This window comes from Legionella sp. PATHC035, assembly GCF_026191115.1.
GTDB lineage: Bacteria > Pseudomonadota > Gammaproteobacteria > Legionellales > Legionellaceae > Legionella.
On sequence record NZ_JAPHOT010000001.1, the window covers coordinates 3363520 to 3380359 of the forward strand.

Here is a 16840-nt window from a genome sequence, read left to right on the forward strand (position 1 = left end):
ACGGCTACATGATACTTTAAGAAAGGTTATTTTGATTCTCTAACCAGCTCTCTGAATGTTACGGAGAGATTGGTATAAAAAAGGGTAGTCGTACTTTCAAATCCAGAGTCAGTACCCAGAATTAGCCATGCCTCACCTTTATTGTTAGTAATCACTGTATAGTGATCAAGTTTGCTTTGCATTTCTTCATCAGGTAAATAGGGTAAGGTTTTTAGTCGGTACATGGAGTTTTCTGTGTCTGTGCCAATAGTACCAATCGTAATCATGTCTTTTCCATCAAAGGCTTGATTTCCTTTGTCCAAATCGATTCGGTAATCATTTGCGCTATCTAGGTAACGTTTGGGTTCATTAGATACAGCACCAATTTTTACGAAGACTGAATCACCAGGTGAGCCGCCCGTTCCCATAGAACCTTCGGTGGCATTAGAGGCAAATTCCAAATTAAAACGGACATGGTACGTTGTATTGGGTTTTAATCCCTTCACTTTTTTATACGCATACATGAATAGATCATCGCTATGATTGTTACCCGATATTTTTAATCCGTGCAGGGGAGTATTAATCTCATGAGGAAGTGTGGCGCCATTTTTGAATTCAAGCTCAAAGAATTTTTCTTGGCCTTTAGGATAATCGGCAAAAGATACCTTAAAATGTTCTTTTTTCGAAAAAGTAAACTTATAAGATTTTAGGTCAGGCTTGCCTAAAGCTGGTGCCGAAAATGAAAACATAGTGCATGCTAAAAAAAAGCAGAGCAAAGCTGCGCGTTTCAAGATATCATCCATTGGTTCGATAATGGCGGATTTTAAAATTAAACCGCCTGTAGAGCAAGACAGCACTACCCAAAGCAGCCAAAGTCATGCCCCACCAAAGACCGACAGCTCCCCATCGAAGAGGAATTGCACATAAGTAACCGATAGGCAGAGCGATTCCCCAAAAACTGATCATGGAGATGGCCAGTGTATAGCGGGTGTCTTTTAGAGCACGTAAAGCACCAAATAGCGAGATACGGGCTGATTCGAATATTTGAAAAATTGCACTAATTGCGAGAAGTTGGATGGCAAAATGCACTACTCCCTGATTGTGGGGATCGTGTGTATCAAAATCAATTCCAATAAGTAACTCAGGGAAAAACCAATAAATAAGCGCTGCAACAAGCATCAAAGTAATGGAGGCAAGAGTACCGGCATAACCTGCGTTCTTTGCAGAGTTTGTATCACCTTCTCCCAGTAAATGCCCTATGCGAACAGTGATTGCTTGTGCTATGGAAAAAATGATGGATATCAATATGCATAAGTATTGTAAGGTGATTTGATTTGCGGCCAATAATTGATTTCCAAGAGAACCTACAATTAAAATCAAGACAAAGAAAAAGCCAATTTCCACACAATACATTATCCCTAGAGGAGCACCAATTTTTAGCAGTTCCATGCAGTAAAATGGTTTAAGGTACGTAAAGAGAAGACGAGTATAGGGTTTATATTCTTTATTTATAAAAATAAACCCAGTGAAAAATAATGCAGTTATCCAGAAACCTATAGTTGATCCCCAACCAGCACCAGCAACGCCCAGAGTGGGCAAACCCAATTTTCCAAAAATCAGTACGAAACTAAATAGAATATTTAAGGAAACATTGAGGGTGCTAAAGAGTAATGCAGGTCGTGTTTTGCCAAGTCCTATAACAAACTCCATCAGTACCACAGTGATGAAATTAGGGAATAATCCCCAGGTCAATGCATGTAAATAAGATTCTGTCAGATTAACTAATGCTTGATTTTGCCCAAGATAACGGAGCAGTGGGGCAATATGCCAAAAAAAGTAACATGCGGGAAGGGTCAAAATACATGCCAGCCAGAACCCATCTCGAAAAACCAAAGAAATTCCATGCTTATTTTGCGCTCCATATTGATGCGCTACCAAAACATTAATTGAATTTAAGATACCCAAAATAATGACGCTAAATGTACCAAAAAGCCAAGCAACCAGTGAACCTGCCGCTAATGCGTCTTGGCTGACATGAGCTAAAAAAATAGTAACAAAAAAATAAATTGAAGATTGCAATAATCCAGTGAGAATCAGTGGAATCGCTAATCTGAGTAAGGGTTTAAAATTACTTCTAAATGATGTCACAACAAACTCGCTACAGATAAAGTTTCGCCTTCTTACTATAAAAAGGCATGAAGACGTATTAAACATGAAGCAGCTTTAATTATAGCTCTAGTGAGCTCACAGTACATCAAACTTTATTTTAGTTATATTCAAGTCCTATTATTTTTTGGGAGATAGTCGCTAAAAGTATGAGCCGAACCCCACGTCGGCCCATATTGGCAACGGTTAGGTGAAGTGAATTACCGTTGATTCTGAACAGTGCTCATCATAGAAATTCTCCAAGTCTTGAAGGAGTTCCTTTAATTCTTCTATATCATAAATTCCCTCTTGGGCTTGTTCAGCTAACTGAGCGTATGAATCAGTATACACTTCAAAGAGACTCTCTGCATAAGCATCGTCTTGATTTTGGTGTTTTTGAATTTCTACAATCAGATCGTCTACCTCCGTTTTTATGGCCTCATAGTCCTCTTTGCTTCCTAGAATTTTCACTTTGGCCTCGGACTTATTTAGAGATTGATAGAGTAAATAAAGGGCGATTAATCCAATGGGAATCAAAACAATGCATGCTATATAGACTCCGGCATTATTATGCTCATGACTCAGTACCGGACAAACACCAGTGTCTTGATTTTCTGCACAAGGAGCGAGTGCTTGAGTTTGTGCTGAGGGCAGTTGTTGGGATTTATGTGTTTCATAAAATACGTTAGGTTGTTGATAATCATCAACAGCAGATATTTTTTTATTCCTATCAAAAAATGATGGGCATGACCTCGTTTGCGGAGTGGATTTTTTCTGGGACCTCTGTTGAGGCAGTAATTCCAACCTCTCGGGTTTTTGAGGCGGTTCTAGACCTTTGAGTTTATACTGAAATGTGATCCAGCGATGCATCGAATCCATTAATGTATTTAATTCTTGAGCTTGTCCAGCAAGCGTTGCAAAATCAGAGCCTTTTATTTTAGGCCCGTTTAAATGGCCAATCACTTGATTGACTTGTTGTTTGAGCGCTTGATTTGTTTTTGCAAGTTCGGCTGTTGTCGAGGGAAAATGAGCTAAAGTATCTTGATTCCCTATGAATGTATTTAATTTTTCTTTTTCTGATGTGAATAATTTTTTTACTATAGATAAATTTTGCTCTTCTTGAATTGCTTTATGATAGGCATGCGTATTGGCACGGATTATTTCTTCAATGTGAACAGATGATTCATCAATAAAGTATTCAATTTGGCTCAGAAGGGAGGATAACTGTTCCTTAAACTGAAAAACTGTATACACTTCACCAGCTTGTCCCAATAAATCCATGGTCTGGGTAATTACTTTTTGAAACTGCTCCAGTTCATTGAGATCCGTCATCGCTGTGGCATAATGATCGAGTACTTCTTCTTGCATATTGATTAAGTGGAAATCTGGACAATCTTTAAGTTGATTACCAGTTAATTGCAATACAGGCGTAGGATTTTCTACGATGGCAGTAGTGCTTTTACTGCACTCTTTTGCGGCTTGTGTTGGATAGGCTTTCAGATCGCTGGGTTGATCAATTGCGAACCTATAAGGGTGAGGATTCACCTGATTAGTATTTAGAGCAAAATGTAATATTCTGTTGCGCTCAGTGGACAATTGCTCGATGGTTTTTGATAATTCACCAAGACGATCTCTTAATAGCTGCGACTCAATTCGATGGGTTAATTGGGGGTGAATTTCATCATCAATAGTGCTGCGGAAATTGGCTAAAAATAACCGATCAGAACCTGAAAAAGGCGAAATGTTCTTTTCAATAGTACGAACGTAACGAGTGACACGCTCCAATTGTTCCCTGGTTTGTTTGGCATTTGGGTTTTGACTGACTCCTTTCAATATATGATTCAAATCCAGTAAGAAGAAATTAATGGGTTGATTTAAATGATCTTGGGGAAGTTCCTGATTTCTTAATAATAAATAATCCCCAGTTTTTTGCATTAACTCATACAACGCCGGCCATTGTAAGCGCTGACTATCAATTGGCTGGACGTGAAAATCATCTCGTGTCAAGGCGTGACGCGTCTTATATGCATTAGAGTAAAACCAGGAACGTTCATATACATTAATTAAGGCTTGTGAATCATCAGCAAACCATGAACTTGGATTGGCCAAGTAATCAGAATGGATCCCTGAATTGGCGCGCGTTTTAAGGATCCATTCTCTTTGGGCTAATTCTTCTTCTGTATAACAGGATTCTGAATGAATCCAAAAACGAGAACGATGATGCTGGGGTTGATATGAGGTATACTGCTCCTTCTTTTCCTTTGTCATACTTCTCACTCCTTGAGATAGAACAACTAGAGGTTATTGTGCGATTGGTAACTAAATAGAATATTTTTGATCCATTTTTATTTGATAACATGCTTTACATGAATATGCAACAGGATGAGATCAATCAAGGGAACGGTGGTTTAACCTTTTTTTTTTTGTTAAATTATATTTTTTAACTTGAATGAGTTGATTATGCCTTCTTTTGATATTGTCTCTGAAACTAATATGGTTGAATTACGTAATGCGGTTGATAATGCGGTGCGCGAAATGGGTACTCGCTTTGATTTTCGAGGGGTAGAGTCAAGTATAGAACTTAAAGAACTCACGGTGACATTACGCGCCGAATCAGACTTTCAAGTCAGGCAATTAGAGGATTTGTTCCGAAATCATTGCAGTAAACGTAATGTGGATGCCTCTGGTGTAGATATGGAAGAGGAGCCGGTGCATAGTGGAAAATTTTACTCCTTGAATATGACCTTTAAACAAGGAATAGATCAGCCAACAGCTAAGGATATCGTCAAACATATTAAAGATTCCAAGACTAAGGTTCAAGCTTCTATTCAAGGGGATAAAATTCGTGTTACTGGTAAAAAACGTGATGATTTACAAGAAGTTATTGCGCTTTTAAAAAAATCAGATATCAAATTGCCATTGCAGTATGAAAATTTTCGAGATTAGTTCTCTTCGCAAAAATTTTACCTAAGACCCTCATCCGCCCTTTGGGCACCTTCTCCCCAAGGGGAGAAGGGAGTCGTTGCGACTAAAGGTTAGTTAATCCCTTTTTCCTTCCCAATTGGGGAAGGGAATCAGGTTAAGTAATCCCCTCTCTCACTAGTAGGAGAGGGTTAGGGTGAGGGTTGTTTTAATTCACAATTTCATCAATTTTGGCAGAAATCCTTGCTGTTAAATAAGGATCTTTTTTGGCAAGATCACGAGCAACTTTAAGTTGGGCGACCGCCGCTCTTTTTTGTCCTTCAAGAAGTAAACATTGAGCTTGCGTAAAATAAGCATAACTTTTTTGCTGCGATTGCGCTTGTGCGCGGGCTAATTCTCGGCATAAAGGAAGATCTTGTTTGTACTTTCTGCTTCCTTTAAGTAGGATACTTGTTGCTTTTTCATTTTGATTTGCTGCCAATAAACCCTGAGCATAAGCCATCAAGGCTGCATAATTATCTGGGTAATTTTTTTGTATTTCTTCCAGTCGAGAGAGGGCCGCTTTATGCTGGGATAACCCTGTTTCAGTCTGTGCCATAGCAATTTGAAAATAAAGATTATTATTTTGCGCTAACAAAGGACCCAATAACGCAGCGGCCTTTGCATAATTATTTGTATTAATTAAGCTCAGCGCATGACCATATTGGCAAGCATAGGCAGGAGTTTTTTTGTTGCATTGATGCTCATAATAATCGAGTAATGTTTTAGGTTCACGGGTTACAGAAGTACGAATTAATTCTTTGACTAAGGGATAATCAGAGGAGTCGGCGAATTGTTTGTGTGAAAATTGTGCAGTTCGGTTTTCTGCTTCGGCTATTCTGTCTCCGTCCAGAGGATGGGTACGCAGAATAGCAGGGACATTCGCAGTATAATAATAGCGAGAATTTTCCTGCATTTTTTTAAAGAAAGCAGCCATACTATGAGGGTTATATCCTGCTTTAATCAGCATATCGATGCCAATTCTATCTGCTTCTTTTTCCTTAGAGCGGGTAAAGTTGATGTTATCTTGAGAAAATCCTGATAAAGATCCCATCATTCCAGCCATGCCCACAGTAGGATTGATAATCCCTAAAGCAGCCGATGCCAGTAAAGAAGCGAGCATCGGAATACGCATTTGTTTTTGATGTTCGATAGCTCTGTAAAGGTGATGCAAACGCACGTGTGCGATCTCATGGGCCATTACCCCCGCAAGTTCACTTTCACTATCAGTAGTTAAAATGAGTTGAGAATTGATACCTATATGCCCACCAGGACCTGCGAATGCATTGATTTCATTTGATTTTACTATAAAGAAATCAGGTGATTTAATATGTCCAGCACGTGCAAGATTTTTTCCAATACGATTAATGTACTGGCTGGCTAGTGGATTTCGCTCCACACTTTCTGATTGATTGATCTGCTGGACGAACTCTTTTTCTAATTGTTCCAGTTCGCTTGTTGAGTATGGAGACAGTCCCTCAGCGAAAGCAGGCTGGGCAAGAAGAGTTGCTAACACAATCCAAAAGATGTTTTTCTTAATTTTCAATTTAATCATTAGGCTACTCAAAAATTGAATAATTTGTTATCATTCACGCATCGTAACTACTCATCTCCTCTCGTTATCCCGTCGTTTGTCCTTGGGAAAACGGCTATTAGATGCATGAGCGGTTACCATGCATCTTAGAAAGGTACTAAAACAATGCACAAAAAGTTTTTGCTCGCAACGCTTGAACAGGCCCGTCTTGGTCAAGGCCATTGCGCCCCTAATCCTTGTGTTGGCGCTGTTGCTGTGCAAAATGGAACTATTATAGCACAAGCATGTCATCAAGGTGCAGGGACACCTCATGCAGAACAATTATTGTTATCACAGATTCCTCCTAAAATGCCAGGGGTCAGTCTATATATTTCTCTCGAGCCTTGTAATCATTGGGGAAGAACGCCGCCTTGTGTCGATGCAATCATTCAGTATGGAGTAGAAGAAGTTGTTTTTGCCTATTTGGATCCTAACCCAGTTGTAGCTAAAAATAATTCTACGGAAAAACTACGTGCTCATGGAATAAAAGTGACGCACTATCCTGTTGATGAGATTACTGAATTTTATAAAAGTTATTCCTATTGGACATTGACGCAAAAGCCAAGAGTAACAGTGAAAATAGCACATACATTAAATGGCAAAATCGGTCGCACAGAAGGGGAACGGGTTATTTTGTCCAATAGTTTGTGCGGGGAGTTCACGCATCGAATGCGCGCGGCGGCTGATGTGATTCTTACAACTGCTCGAACAGTGCAACTGGATAATCCCAAGATGAATGTGCGTATCGGCCAGGAAGAGCAAGCAAAACCAGTTGCAATTATCGACAGGCAGTTATGCCTTGATAAAAACTCACAAATTTTTTCAACAGCTGCTCATTGTCATGTATATCATAGCAATGATCGAGAAGTTTCTTATCCCAATAGTACTTTGCATTTTATTCCTACAAAGGATGGAACTATGAATTTAAGTGCTATAATAAGCCACTTGGGAGAATTGGGATTTCATGATGTTTGGGTAGAAGCAGGAGGGGCTCTTTTTACCGCACTCCATCAAGAAGGATTAGTTCATCGAACTTATTTATATATAGTTCCAAGTATCTTGGAGCACAATGCAGTTTCAGCATACCAGCAGAGTGGGATTTTTAACCGAGCGCATACAATTTCTTGGCATGCTATGGGCGACAATATGATAGCATGTCTGGATTGGCAGGAAGATAAAATGAACACTGGATCAAATGAGGTCGCGTTATGAAGTATTCATTAGCAACAATAGAACATGCAGTGGAAACACTCAAAGCCGGTAAAATGGTTATTTTAATGGATGATGAGGATAGGGAAAATGAAGGAGATCTGGTCGTTGCGGCAGAATATGCAACTCCAGAGGCAATTAATTTCATGTCTCGTCATGGTTGTGGGTTGATCTGCTTGTCTATGGCTGATGAACTGATTGATAAATTACAATTACCCATGATGGCGCAAAATAATAAATCGCCTTATGGTACTGCATTTACTGTATCCATAGAGGCGGCAGAAGGTGTATCTACGGGTATTTCTGCTAAAGATAGGGCTCAGACAATTAAAGTAGCCATTAGTCCGGAAAGCGGGCCAAAGGATGTTATTTCTCCTGGGCATGTTTTTCCTTTAAGGGCTAAGAAGAAAGGCGTGTTGGAACGAGCGGGACAAACAGAGGGCAGTGTTGATTTGGCAAAGCTTGCTGGTTTAACTCCTGCCGCAGTGATTTGTGAAATTATCAATGAAGATGGCACCATGAGTCGACGCGATGAATTGGTTTTGTTTTCTCAAAAACATAATATCCCTCTGGTTACAATCAAAGATTTAATCGAATACCGAATCCGTCATGAAGCATTAATCGAAGCGGCTGCTTCAACTCGTATTCCTTTGCAAAACAAAGGTGATTTTAATATGACTGTGTTTGCAAATGAACTGGATTGTGCGGAGCATTTTGCTTTGGTCAAGCCACCTGTATTTGCCAATCGTGTGCCTTTAGTGCGTATTCACTCTGAATGTATTACTGGCGATATTTTTGGTTCTTGTAAGTGTGATTGTGGCAAACAATTAGAACAGTCTCTATCTCAAATTGCAGCTGAGGGAGGCGTTTTGATCTATTTGCGCCAAGAAGGGCGAGGAATTGGTTTAGCAAATAAACTAAAAGCTTATGCCTTGCAGGAGCAAGGTTGGGATACCGTTGATGCCAATCATCAACTGGGTCTTCCTGTTGACAGTAGGGATTATGCTATTGCCTATCAAATGCTGAAATATTTTGGTATTGACGCAATAAGGTTACTAACGAATAACCCATCAAAAATTGCCGCTGTCGAACGTTATGGAATAAAGGTTATGGAAAGAGTGCCTTTAGAAATAGAACCTACTAAGGAAAGTCATAGATATTTAAAAACTAAAAAAGAGAAGATGGGACATTTATTGGCAATAAGTTAGGTCCTGATTGATTTGTAGCCTGGATTAGGCCCAGCCGTAATCCACCCTACATACACCAATTTTTTTCTCTATTGAACAGTACTTAATTAGCAGGATACAAGGTCAATTATGACAAATTTTATTTTTATTACAGGTGGTGTGGTCTCTTCCTTAGGTAAAGGTATTGCAGCTGCGTCTCTCGCTGCTGTTCTTGAGGCACGGGGTCTTAAAGTAACATTGATTAAACTTGATCCTTATATTAATGTGGATCCAGGAACCATGAGCCCATTCCAACATGGTGAAGTTTTTGTAACCAATGATGGTGCAGAAACCGATCTGGATTTAGGTCATTACGAACGTTTTGTAAATACAACGATGACAAAACGTAATAATTTTACCTCTGGAAAAATTTATGAAACCGTCATTAAAAAAGAAAGAAAGGGCGATTATTTAGGCGGGACTGTTCAGGTTATTCCTCATATAACCAATGAGATCAAGCGATGCATCAAATTAGGTGCTGATGGTTTTGATGTGGCAATGGTTGAAATTGGTGGAACCGTTGGGGATATTGAATCATTACCTTTTCTCGAAGCCATTCGTCAAATGCGTATTGAATTAGGGTCGCAAAGAACCTTATTTATCCATCTGACATTAGTGCCCTATATTGCTACTTCAGGCGAGACGAAAACAAAACCAACACAGCACTCAGTAAAGGAATTACGTTCTATAGGTATCCAACCTGATATTTTGATTTGTCGCTCAGAAAAAGCATTACCTATGTCTGATCGAGCTAAAATTGCTCTGTTTACTAATGTGGAGAAAGAGGGAGTTATTCCTCTTGAGGATGCGCCAAGTATTTATCAAATTCCAAGAATATTGCATGAGCATGGACTTGATGACATCGTTGTCAAGAAATTAGGGCTGGATGCCAAACCCGCTGATTTAAGCGAATGGGACCGCGTCGTGGCGATGCAAGCCACCCAAACCATGACTGTAAAAATTGCCATGGTTGGTAAGTATATTGAATTGAATGATGCATATAAATCAATTAATGAAGCGTTGTTGCATGCTGGGCTTCATACTCAGACTAAAGTGGATATCGTCTATTTAGATGCTGAATTGATCGAAAAGCATGGTTCTTCAATTTTGGAAGGTATTGACGCGATTCTTGTTCCTGGGGGATTTGGGGAACGTGGTGTGGAAGGTAAAATCAAAGCAATCCAATATGCTCGAGAGCATCACGTTCCTTTCTTGGGAATTTGTTTGGGAATGCAAACTGCAGTCATTGAATTTGCCAGAAATGTTGTTGGCCTAAAAGAGGCAAATTCCACCGAATTTAATAAAAATACTGCCCATCCTGTGCTTGGATTAATCAGTGAGTGGATGGATGTAGATGGTTCAAAACAACTTCGTGATGAACATGGTGACTTAGGCGGTACGATGCGTTTGGGAGCCCAATTATGTCAATTGGAAGAAGGCACCCTAGCGCGTAAGGTCTATGGAAAACCACAAATAATCGAGCGTCATCGCCATCGTTATGAAGTAAATAATAAATATGTGGAAAGTCTCGTGAATCATGGATTAATTATCTCTGGACGCTCAGCAGATAATTCTTTAGTCGAAATGGTGGAGTTATCAGACCATCCTTGGTTCTTAGCTTGTCAGTTTCATCCAGAATTTACATCAACTCCGAGAGCAAGCCATCCGCTTTTTAAACAGTTTGTACTTGCTGCTCGCGAGAAACATCAAGGAAAAAATTAAAAATGAAATTATGCGGATTTGAAGTAGGTTTAGATAAGCCTTTATTTTTAATTGCTGGACCTTGTGTCATTGAGAGTGAAGCGTTAGCGCTGGAAACAGCTGGATATTTAAAAGAAATATGTAGCCAGTTACAGATTCCTTTTATCTATAAGTCTTCATTTGATAAGGCAAACCGTTCTTCTATATCCAGTTATAGAGGGCCTGGTTTTGAAAAGGGATTGGCGATATTGGAAAAGGTAAAAACGCAGGTAGGTGTTCCTGTGTTAACTGATGTTCATGAAGATACGCCTTTATTGGAAGTCTCTAGTGTTGTTGACGTATTACAAACCCCAGCGTTTTTATGCAGACAAACCAATTTTATTCAAAAAGTAGCGTCAATGAATAAGCCGGTGAATATCAAAAAAGGGCAGTTTTTAGCTCCTTGGGAAATGAAGCATGTGATTGCTAAAGCGCAAGCATGTGGTAATGAACAGATTATGGCGTGTGAGCGTGGTGTGAGTTTTGGATACAATAATTTGGTTTCAGATATGCGTTCATTAGCGATTATGCGCGAAACAGGATGTCCTGTTGTTTATGATGCAACGCATTCAGTGCAGCTACCTGGGGGAAATAATGGCGTTTCTGGTGGACAACGTGAGTTTGTTCCTGTGCTTGCACGTGCTGCAGTAGCTGCAGGAATTTCAGGGTTGTTTATGGAAACTCATCCTGATCCAGATAAGGCCTTGAGCGATGGGCCTAACAGTTGGCCTTTGGCTAAAATGAAGTCTTTGCTTGAGTCATTAAAAGCATTGGATGCAGTTTATAAAAATATGGGGGAAATTGAGTAATCAGTTTCACCCTTCACTTCATTACGCTTGAACTATAATTACCCTAGGTGATTTTTTTTTGAGAGTATTATGGGTAAGTGGGATAGAATCAAATCAGAAGCGGAAGCATCAGAAGCAGAGAAGGAACTCAAAAATCAATCCGATTCACTAGATAAGCCAGTGGAATTAGAGACTCTTTTGAACACTCGCGTTGGCGCTGCGGATCTCCCTGAAGAACTAGATGCCCAAAAAAATAATTTAGGTCCAAAGGATACCGCATTAGAGGTTGAAGATTTAGAGCCTTCCTCCCCGAAAGCAGGTCAAAAATAATTAGCGACTGTTTTTTAGTCGTTTTAATTGTTTTATAAAGTATTTGCTTGAATATATAGGATGGGCTGAACGACTGGCCTCTATGTATCGCTGGAAAGCTCGATGCAACGTTCTAACACGATTTCAACATACTTCTTAAACATTTATTGGCAACTAAAAGATTAGGTACTGGATTAGACTTAGTCCTAATCCAGAATGAGTCTTGATACACGCTCGGTTTACTTGATGCTAAGGACCTACGTGCGTACTATTCTCACGTTCAGATGCGAGTCACGGTGTCATTTTATTCATTATTGTATTTGAGATATCTAAATGGTTCGCGTATTCCGCTTCTTCTGCGGCCGTCAGTCCATTTATATCTTTAATTTCCAGTTTGACCGTTGGTTTTTTAATCAAGGTATCCACCATATTGCCATATCCTTTAGCGGCAGCCACTATTAGAGGAGTAAATCCTGTGCCTTCGGTCGTTACATTTGGATTAACCCCTGGGATCTCCAATAAATATTGTACCAAACTATGGTGACCACCAGCAGCAGCGGCTGTTAGTGCGGTATCACCAAAACGATCACGTTGATTTAATAGCGCGCCACGTTCATCTTCTTTAATGTTTTTAAGAATCGCCTTTACGCCCCACTTATGTCCTTTCCTGCAGTATTCGACTATTGCTGAAATCATTTCTTCAGGAGTACCTAGACTCGTTTTCTTTATCGCAGGCTTCATTGTTTTATCTCCTTGAGTTAGTCTATTGAACCATGGAAAGATAACTTAATTTTACCAGAGAGTTCAATATGCTAACACTTATTAATGGTTACATTATAGTCCTAGCTTATCCATTGCCTTTCCTCTTAAGTCCTTTGGCCCTTCCGGTATATTCGCTTTAAATTCCTCAATCAAATCATAAAATTCCATGATTTTAAAATCAGCTACACTAGGTTTATTTCTATAATGGACTTCTTGGCCTTCTGAGTACACATCCAACTGATGTGGCGGATATTCTTTTTGCGCATGTTCCGATAAGGCGAGTAATTGAAACAGTACCTCATTAAGCTTGTTAATCAATTCAGGGTCTGTGCCGTCAGGTAACCCATGAAGTGATTCAACAATTTGCTTCATTAGTCCAATATCACTCTCAGTTGCTTTAAGAAGTTTTTTGATCTTTTCTTTGTGTTTCTCTTGTGAATGTAATTTGGGATTCTTTCTATCAAGGGCATCTATTTCATGCTTCAGCTTAATTGGTAGATCGACGATACATTGTAAGCCGCCATTCATCACATCAAGAATATATTTCTGACGGCCAGGGGTTATGGGCCGATGCAACTCGCGTCCCTTGCCCTTCCACATTCCTACATTTCTTAGGTGTGATATCCGTTCTGTTTTAGATAATTCTTGAACTCTCTGCGCCGATTCACTTTGTACTGCTAAACCTACCGATTGGGTTTTCAGTAATAAGAGTTGCTGTTTCGGATTATCAAGCAGATTGCGAAGCTCATCATCTGTACGTTGCGATAATGCAGCACTTCCTCGCTCAGAGTTATGGAGCTTGCTATGAATAATACGACGTCGTTCAGCTACATCTCCAAGTATGCAAATTTTTGCACTTTCTTTCTCTGCTTTAACACCACATACTGCTGATCCCACACCGCATGCCAAAGCTAATACGCCCAAAGTTATTCCTACTGAGAGTCCTGCTGCAGTTGTTCCTGTTTGTCCCAATTCAATAGTTTGAGGTGATTCGGGATTAAGTACATATGGGCTAAATGTCGTGGTGCTTACTGCGTAAATTCCTAACGCAGGTCCGGCTGTAACATTCATGAAATAATCTGCCCCCTCAAGCGCTTTTTCTAACTTCGGCCTCTCCATGATTTTGGGTGGTTTCAGATGATGAAATGAAGATGATGGGTTTTGCAGGGCTTCACTTCTTAGATATTTAAGCGTTGCAGCTCCTGCATTATATACCTTTTTTTCTTGTTTACTTTGGTTGCCTGACGCTGTAATTTCTTCACTTTCGACTGTTATTTTTAATCCTTTGTTTTTAATATCTGCTGATATACCCGTTTTTAGTGCTTCGACCAAGTCCTTTTGTAAAGGTAAATTGTGTTTGGACACCAATTCATCATAGGTTTCTATGGTGTATGCTAACGCAGCATGAACATCAGCCAGCATCTCAATTCGTATCTCTTGTTCTATATTTGTGCAAATAGTGATCTGGTGCGCGAGTGAAATTAAGCATTCAGCATTAGAAGCTAACCCTGCGGCTGCTTTATGCATTAGCTCTTTGTTATTACCCACGGGTACATGTCCCGATGGCATTCCCTCGATTGGCGCCAGATTTGCCATGGCACGAGCCGTTCCTATCTGAGCAGTACACATAATAGTGAATTGTGATGATATGAGCAGTGCGGTATAGGGATCGAATGGGGGGGCTGGAGTAAGGCCAGCAGCGACTTGCAAGGCTGCATCCGCCGCATTCTCACGAATCATATCCTCCAACATAAGGAAATAAGCACCTCTGCTCTCTGCAAATTTGCTTTGTAGCATTAAATCAATTGTATCTTTATCGTTTTTATCGATTTTTTTGCCAGATTTTACATATTTCCTATGCATTCTTTTATAGTCAGCTTCGCGAGGTCCTCCAAACAGCCAAGCAAAATTATCTTGCGATTTTAGCTGTGCTATCCCTTTATTCATAGGCGTAGAGTCATCAAGGCTAGGGTACTCTGTGATTGCTCCCAAAACCCTATCCACTCTTGCTTGAAGTTTTGCTTTAGCGATCTCATAACCTCTATAAGCTCTTATTCCTCCATAGATACCTCCTGCTATGCCTCCTATGACTCCTGCTGTGATGGTTCCCCACACAGGAACTACACTGCCTCCGGAACCAGCAATAATCATTCCTAAACCTGCTCCAGCTAAAGAAAGTCCAACTCCAGCAAGTGCTTCCTTAGCTAGGCCCAGTTTTTTTGCCTTTTCTGCCGCTGTTGTAGCTTGCATTGCTTGAATTACATGTGCTTGTACGATTTTAAGTTGCTTTTCTACTTCTGCCTCCATGATTGGATCGTATAACGAATTACCATTTTTATCTTTTTTGTGCTTCCACTCTTCTCGCTCTTGCTCCAAGACCTCAAGTTTTTTATTGTATGCTTCAATGAATTCATCAGCTTTTTTCTTGTGATCAGGATCCTTAAAATAGGCGCTGAATTTTTGTTTGATCGTTTGATCTATTTTATGCTCTTTAAGTTTTGCTACAATTTGGTCATATTCTTGCATGTGTTTCACCCAACTGGATGATTTAGTGTCTAACACATGACCTGATTTTAGATTTTTTCCCGCTAATATCAGTTTTTGCTCCGCGGCCTTAAACGCATCTGGCTCGAGTATAAGCTTCCATTCGAGATTTCTTTTTAATTCACTTAATTCGAACAATGCTTCATTGTATCTTTTGACGAGAGACTGTAGGTTATTTCCTTGCTGTGTATCATGACCTATTTCATCAAGCATTTTATCTAGATATTCTTTGCTGATTGGTTGCGGTGCCATAGAGTGTTCCTCATACTTAATCTTGCTCAACGCTGAAAAATATAGGGCTATGTGTTTGGGTTTGCATAAGTTTATTATATCATCTATATGAACAACAGTTAAACTATAAGACTTAAAATGATTCAAGTGGTGGTAATTTAAATATTTGGATTACGATTAATTGATAACGAATGATGCAGACAAGAATTTCGAATGAGCTTGATGGTAGAGGCGTTTCGGATATTTTGGAGAGGATATTTTGGGATTTAATTGAGTTAATTACCCAAAAAAATGGATCGCTCATTGCGTTTGAACACATGACGAAAGTTCTAATAAATAGTAACAATCTAGTGATCTGCTGCATGAAGAGTTCTTTTTAATTATTTCAGTAAAGACCGGCTTATAAATATGGGTTAAAAAGGAAAGTAATAAAAGAGGATGTTATTTCGATAGGTCAGGGGCTTATTTGAACGGATGTTAGCTAAAAATTAACTCATTTTTGGTGTTCCAGTGAAAATCAAGTTCTTTTGAAAAACGAAAACCTCTCCCTTTTCAGGAGAGGTCAAAAAAGATTAACTGATATCACTCATAGTGGATACTGCATGATAACCTGCATCAACATGAACTACTTCGCCTGTAATCCCAGAGGCTAAGTTAGAGCATAAAAATGCAGCCGTATTTCCAACTTCCTCAATAGTAACGTTTCTATGGAGAGGGGTAATGTTGGCATAAGCACTTTGTATTTTACGAAAATCTTTAATTCCTGCTGCAGCAAGTGTTTTGATGGGGCCTGCAGATATGGCATTGATACGGATGCCTTTTTGTCCCAAACTCGCAGCTAAATAACGTACAGAAGCTTCAAGGCTTGCTTTAGCGACACCCATCACATTATAGTTAGGCACTGCCTTTTCTGCGCCATAATATGAGAGTGTTAAAAGAGAACCTTCAGTTCCTTCCATCATCGGTAAGGCCGCTTGTGCCAGACCAATGAGACTGTATGCACTGATATCATGAGCTATTCTAAAACCTTCGCGAGTGCACGATTCTACAAAGTCGCCACTAATTTGATCTGCTGGGGCATAAGCCACTGAATGAATTAGGATATCCAGGTGATCCCATTGTTTGCGGAGATTGGAAAAAAGAGCTTGAATTTCGTCGTCGTGAGCTACATCACAAGGAAAGGTTAGAGTGGAATTGAATTCGGCTGCCATTGACTCCACACGTTCTTTTAAACGTTCATTTTGATAAGTAAACGCTAATTCAGCTCCTTGTTCATGAAATGCTTTGGCAATGCCGTAAGCAATAGATCTATTGCTTGCAAGACCAATAATGAGTGCTTTTTTACCCGCTAAAAATCCCACTATTTTCTCCTC

13 protein-coding genes are annotated in these 16840 nt (G+C 39.7%); 6 read left to right on the top strand and 7 right to left on the bottom strand.

Annotated features, from left to right (window positions below):
* Nucleotides 1-26: 26 nt before the first annotated feature.
* From OQJ13_RS14645 to OQJ13_RS14655, 3 genes are all read right to left on the bottom strand, one after another.
* On the bottom strand, nt 27-728 hold the full coding sequence (locus OQJ13_RS14645; protein ID WP_265711575.1) for a hypothetical protein: 702 nt from the start codon (nt 726-728) through the stop codon (nt 27-29).
* Between the two features lie 46 nt (nt 729-774).
* A complete protein-coding gene (locus OQJ13_RS14650) occupies nt 775-2127 on the bottom strand; it encodes an MATE family efflux transporter (protein ID WP_265711576.1) in 1353 nt (450 codons plus the stop codon).
* 204 nt (nt 2128-2331) lie between these two features.
* Entirely contained in the window at nt 2332-4392 is a 2061-nt protein-coding gene (locus tag OQJ13_RS14655; protein WP_265711577.1) for a hypothetical protein, read from the bottom strand.
* Between the two features lie 192 nt (nt 4393-4584).
* On the opposite strand from OQJ13_RS14655, the gene OQJ13_RS14660 reads away from it, so the two are divergent.
* Nucleotides 4585-5070 (top strand): YajQ family cyclic di-GMP-binding protein, encoded by a 486-nt coding sequence (locus OQJ13_RS14660; RefSeq protein WP_265711578.1) that lies wholly within the window; start codon nt 4585-4587, stop codon nt 5068-5070.
* Between the two features lie 184 nt (nt 5071-5254).
* Here OQJ13_RS14660 and OQJ13_RS14665 read toward each other — a convergent pair whose 3' ends face one another.
* Nucleotides 5255-6640 carry a M48 family metalloprotease gene (locus tag OQJ13_RS14665; RefSeq protein ID WP_265711579.1) on the bottom strand — a complete coding sequence of 462 codons (1386 nt, stop codon included), beginning with the start codon at nt 6638-6640 and terminating at the stop codon, nt 5255-5257.
* Between the two features lie 144 nt (nt 6641-6784).
* On the opposite strand from OQJ13_RS14665, the gene ribD reads away from it, so the two are divergent.
* The 5 genes from ribD (at nt 6785) to OQJ13_RS14690 (ending at nt 11951) form a co-directional block, all read left to right on the top strand.
* Nucleotides 6785-7870, top strand: coding sequence for a bifunctional diaminohydroxyphosphoribosylaminopyrimidine deaminase/5-amino-6-(5-phosphoribosylamino)uracil reductase RibD (ribD, locus tag OQJ13_RS14670; protein ID WP_265711580.1), 1086 nt, complete (start codon nt 6785-6787; stop codon nt 7868-7870).
* Nucleotides 7867-9075 carry a 3,4-dihydroxy-2-butanone-4-phosphate synthase gene (ribB, locus tag OQJ13_RS14675; protein ID WP_265711581.1) on the top strand — a complete coding sequence of 403 codons (1209 nt, stop codon included), beginning with the start codon at nt 7867-7869 and terminating at the stop codon, nt 9073-9075. The genes ribD and ribB overlap by 4 nt, the downstream gene beginning before the upstream one ends.
* A 108-nt stretch (nt 9076-9183) precedes the next feature.
* Entirely contained in the window at nt 9184-10815 is a 1632-nt protein-coding gene (locus OQJ13_RS14680; RefSeq protein ID WP_265711582.1) for a CTP synthase, read from the top strand.
* A gap of 2 nt (nt 10816-10817) precedes the next feature.
* Complete coding sequence (gene kdsA / locus OQJ13_RS14685) at nt 10818-11642, top strand: 3-deoxy-8-phosphooctulonate synthase (protein WP_265711583.1); 825 nt, start codon at nt 10818-10820, stop codon at nt 11640-11642.
* Between the two features lie 69 nt (nt 11643-11711).
* Nucleotides 11712-11951, top strand: a complete 240-nt coding sequence (locus OQJ13_RS14690) for a hypothetical protein (protein ID WP_265711584.1) — start codon at nt 11712-11714, stop codon at nt 11949-11951.
* Between the two features lie 270 nt (nt 11952-12221).
* On the opposite strand, the gene OQJ13_RS14695 is transcribed toward OQJ13_RS14690, so the two are convergent.
* The 3 genes from OQJ13_RS14695 to OQJ13_RS14705 all read right to left on the bottom strand — a co-directional run bounded on the left by OQJ13_RS14695 (nt 12222) and on the right by OQJ13_RS14705 (nt 16828).
* A complete protein-coding gene (locus tag OQJ13_RS14695; protein WP_265711585.1) occupies nt 12222-12671 on the bottom strand; it encodes an ankyrin repeat domain-containing protein in 450 nt (149 codons plus the stop codon).
* A 93-nt stretch (nt 12672-12764) separates the two neighbouring features.
* Complete coding sequence (locus OQJ13_RS14700; protein ID WP_265711586.1) at nt 12765-15488, bottom strand: hypothetical protein; 2724 nt, start codon at nt 15486-15488, stop codon at nt 12765-12767.
* Nucleotides 15489-16039: 551 nt separating this feature from the next.
* The gene (locus OQJ13_RS14705; RefSeq protein ID WP_028382020.1) at nt 16040-16828 is read right to left on the bottom strand and encodes an enoyl-ACP reductase FabI; all 789 of its coding nucleotides are present in this window, start codon (nt 16826-16828) and stop codon (nt 16040-16042) included.
* Nucleotides 16829-16840: the final 12 nt, after the last annotated feature.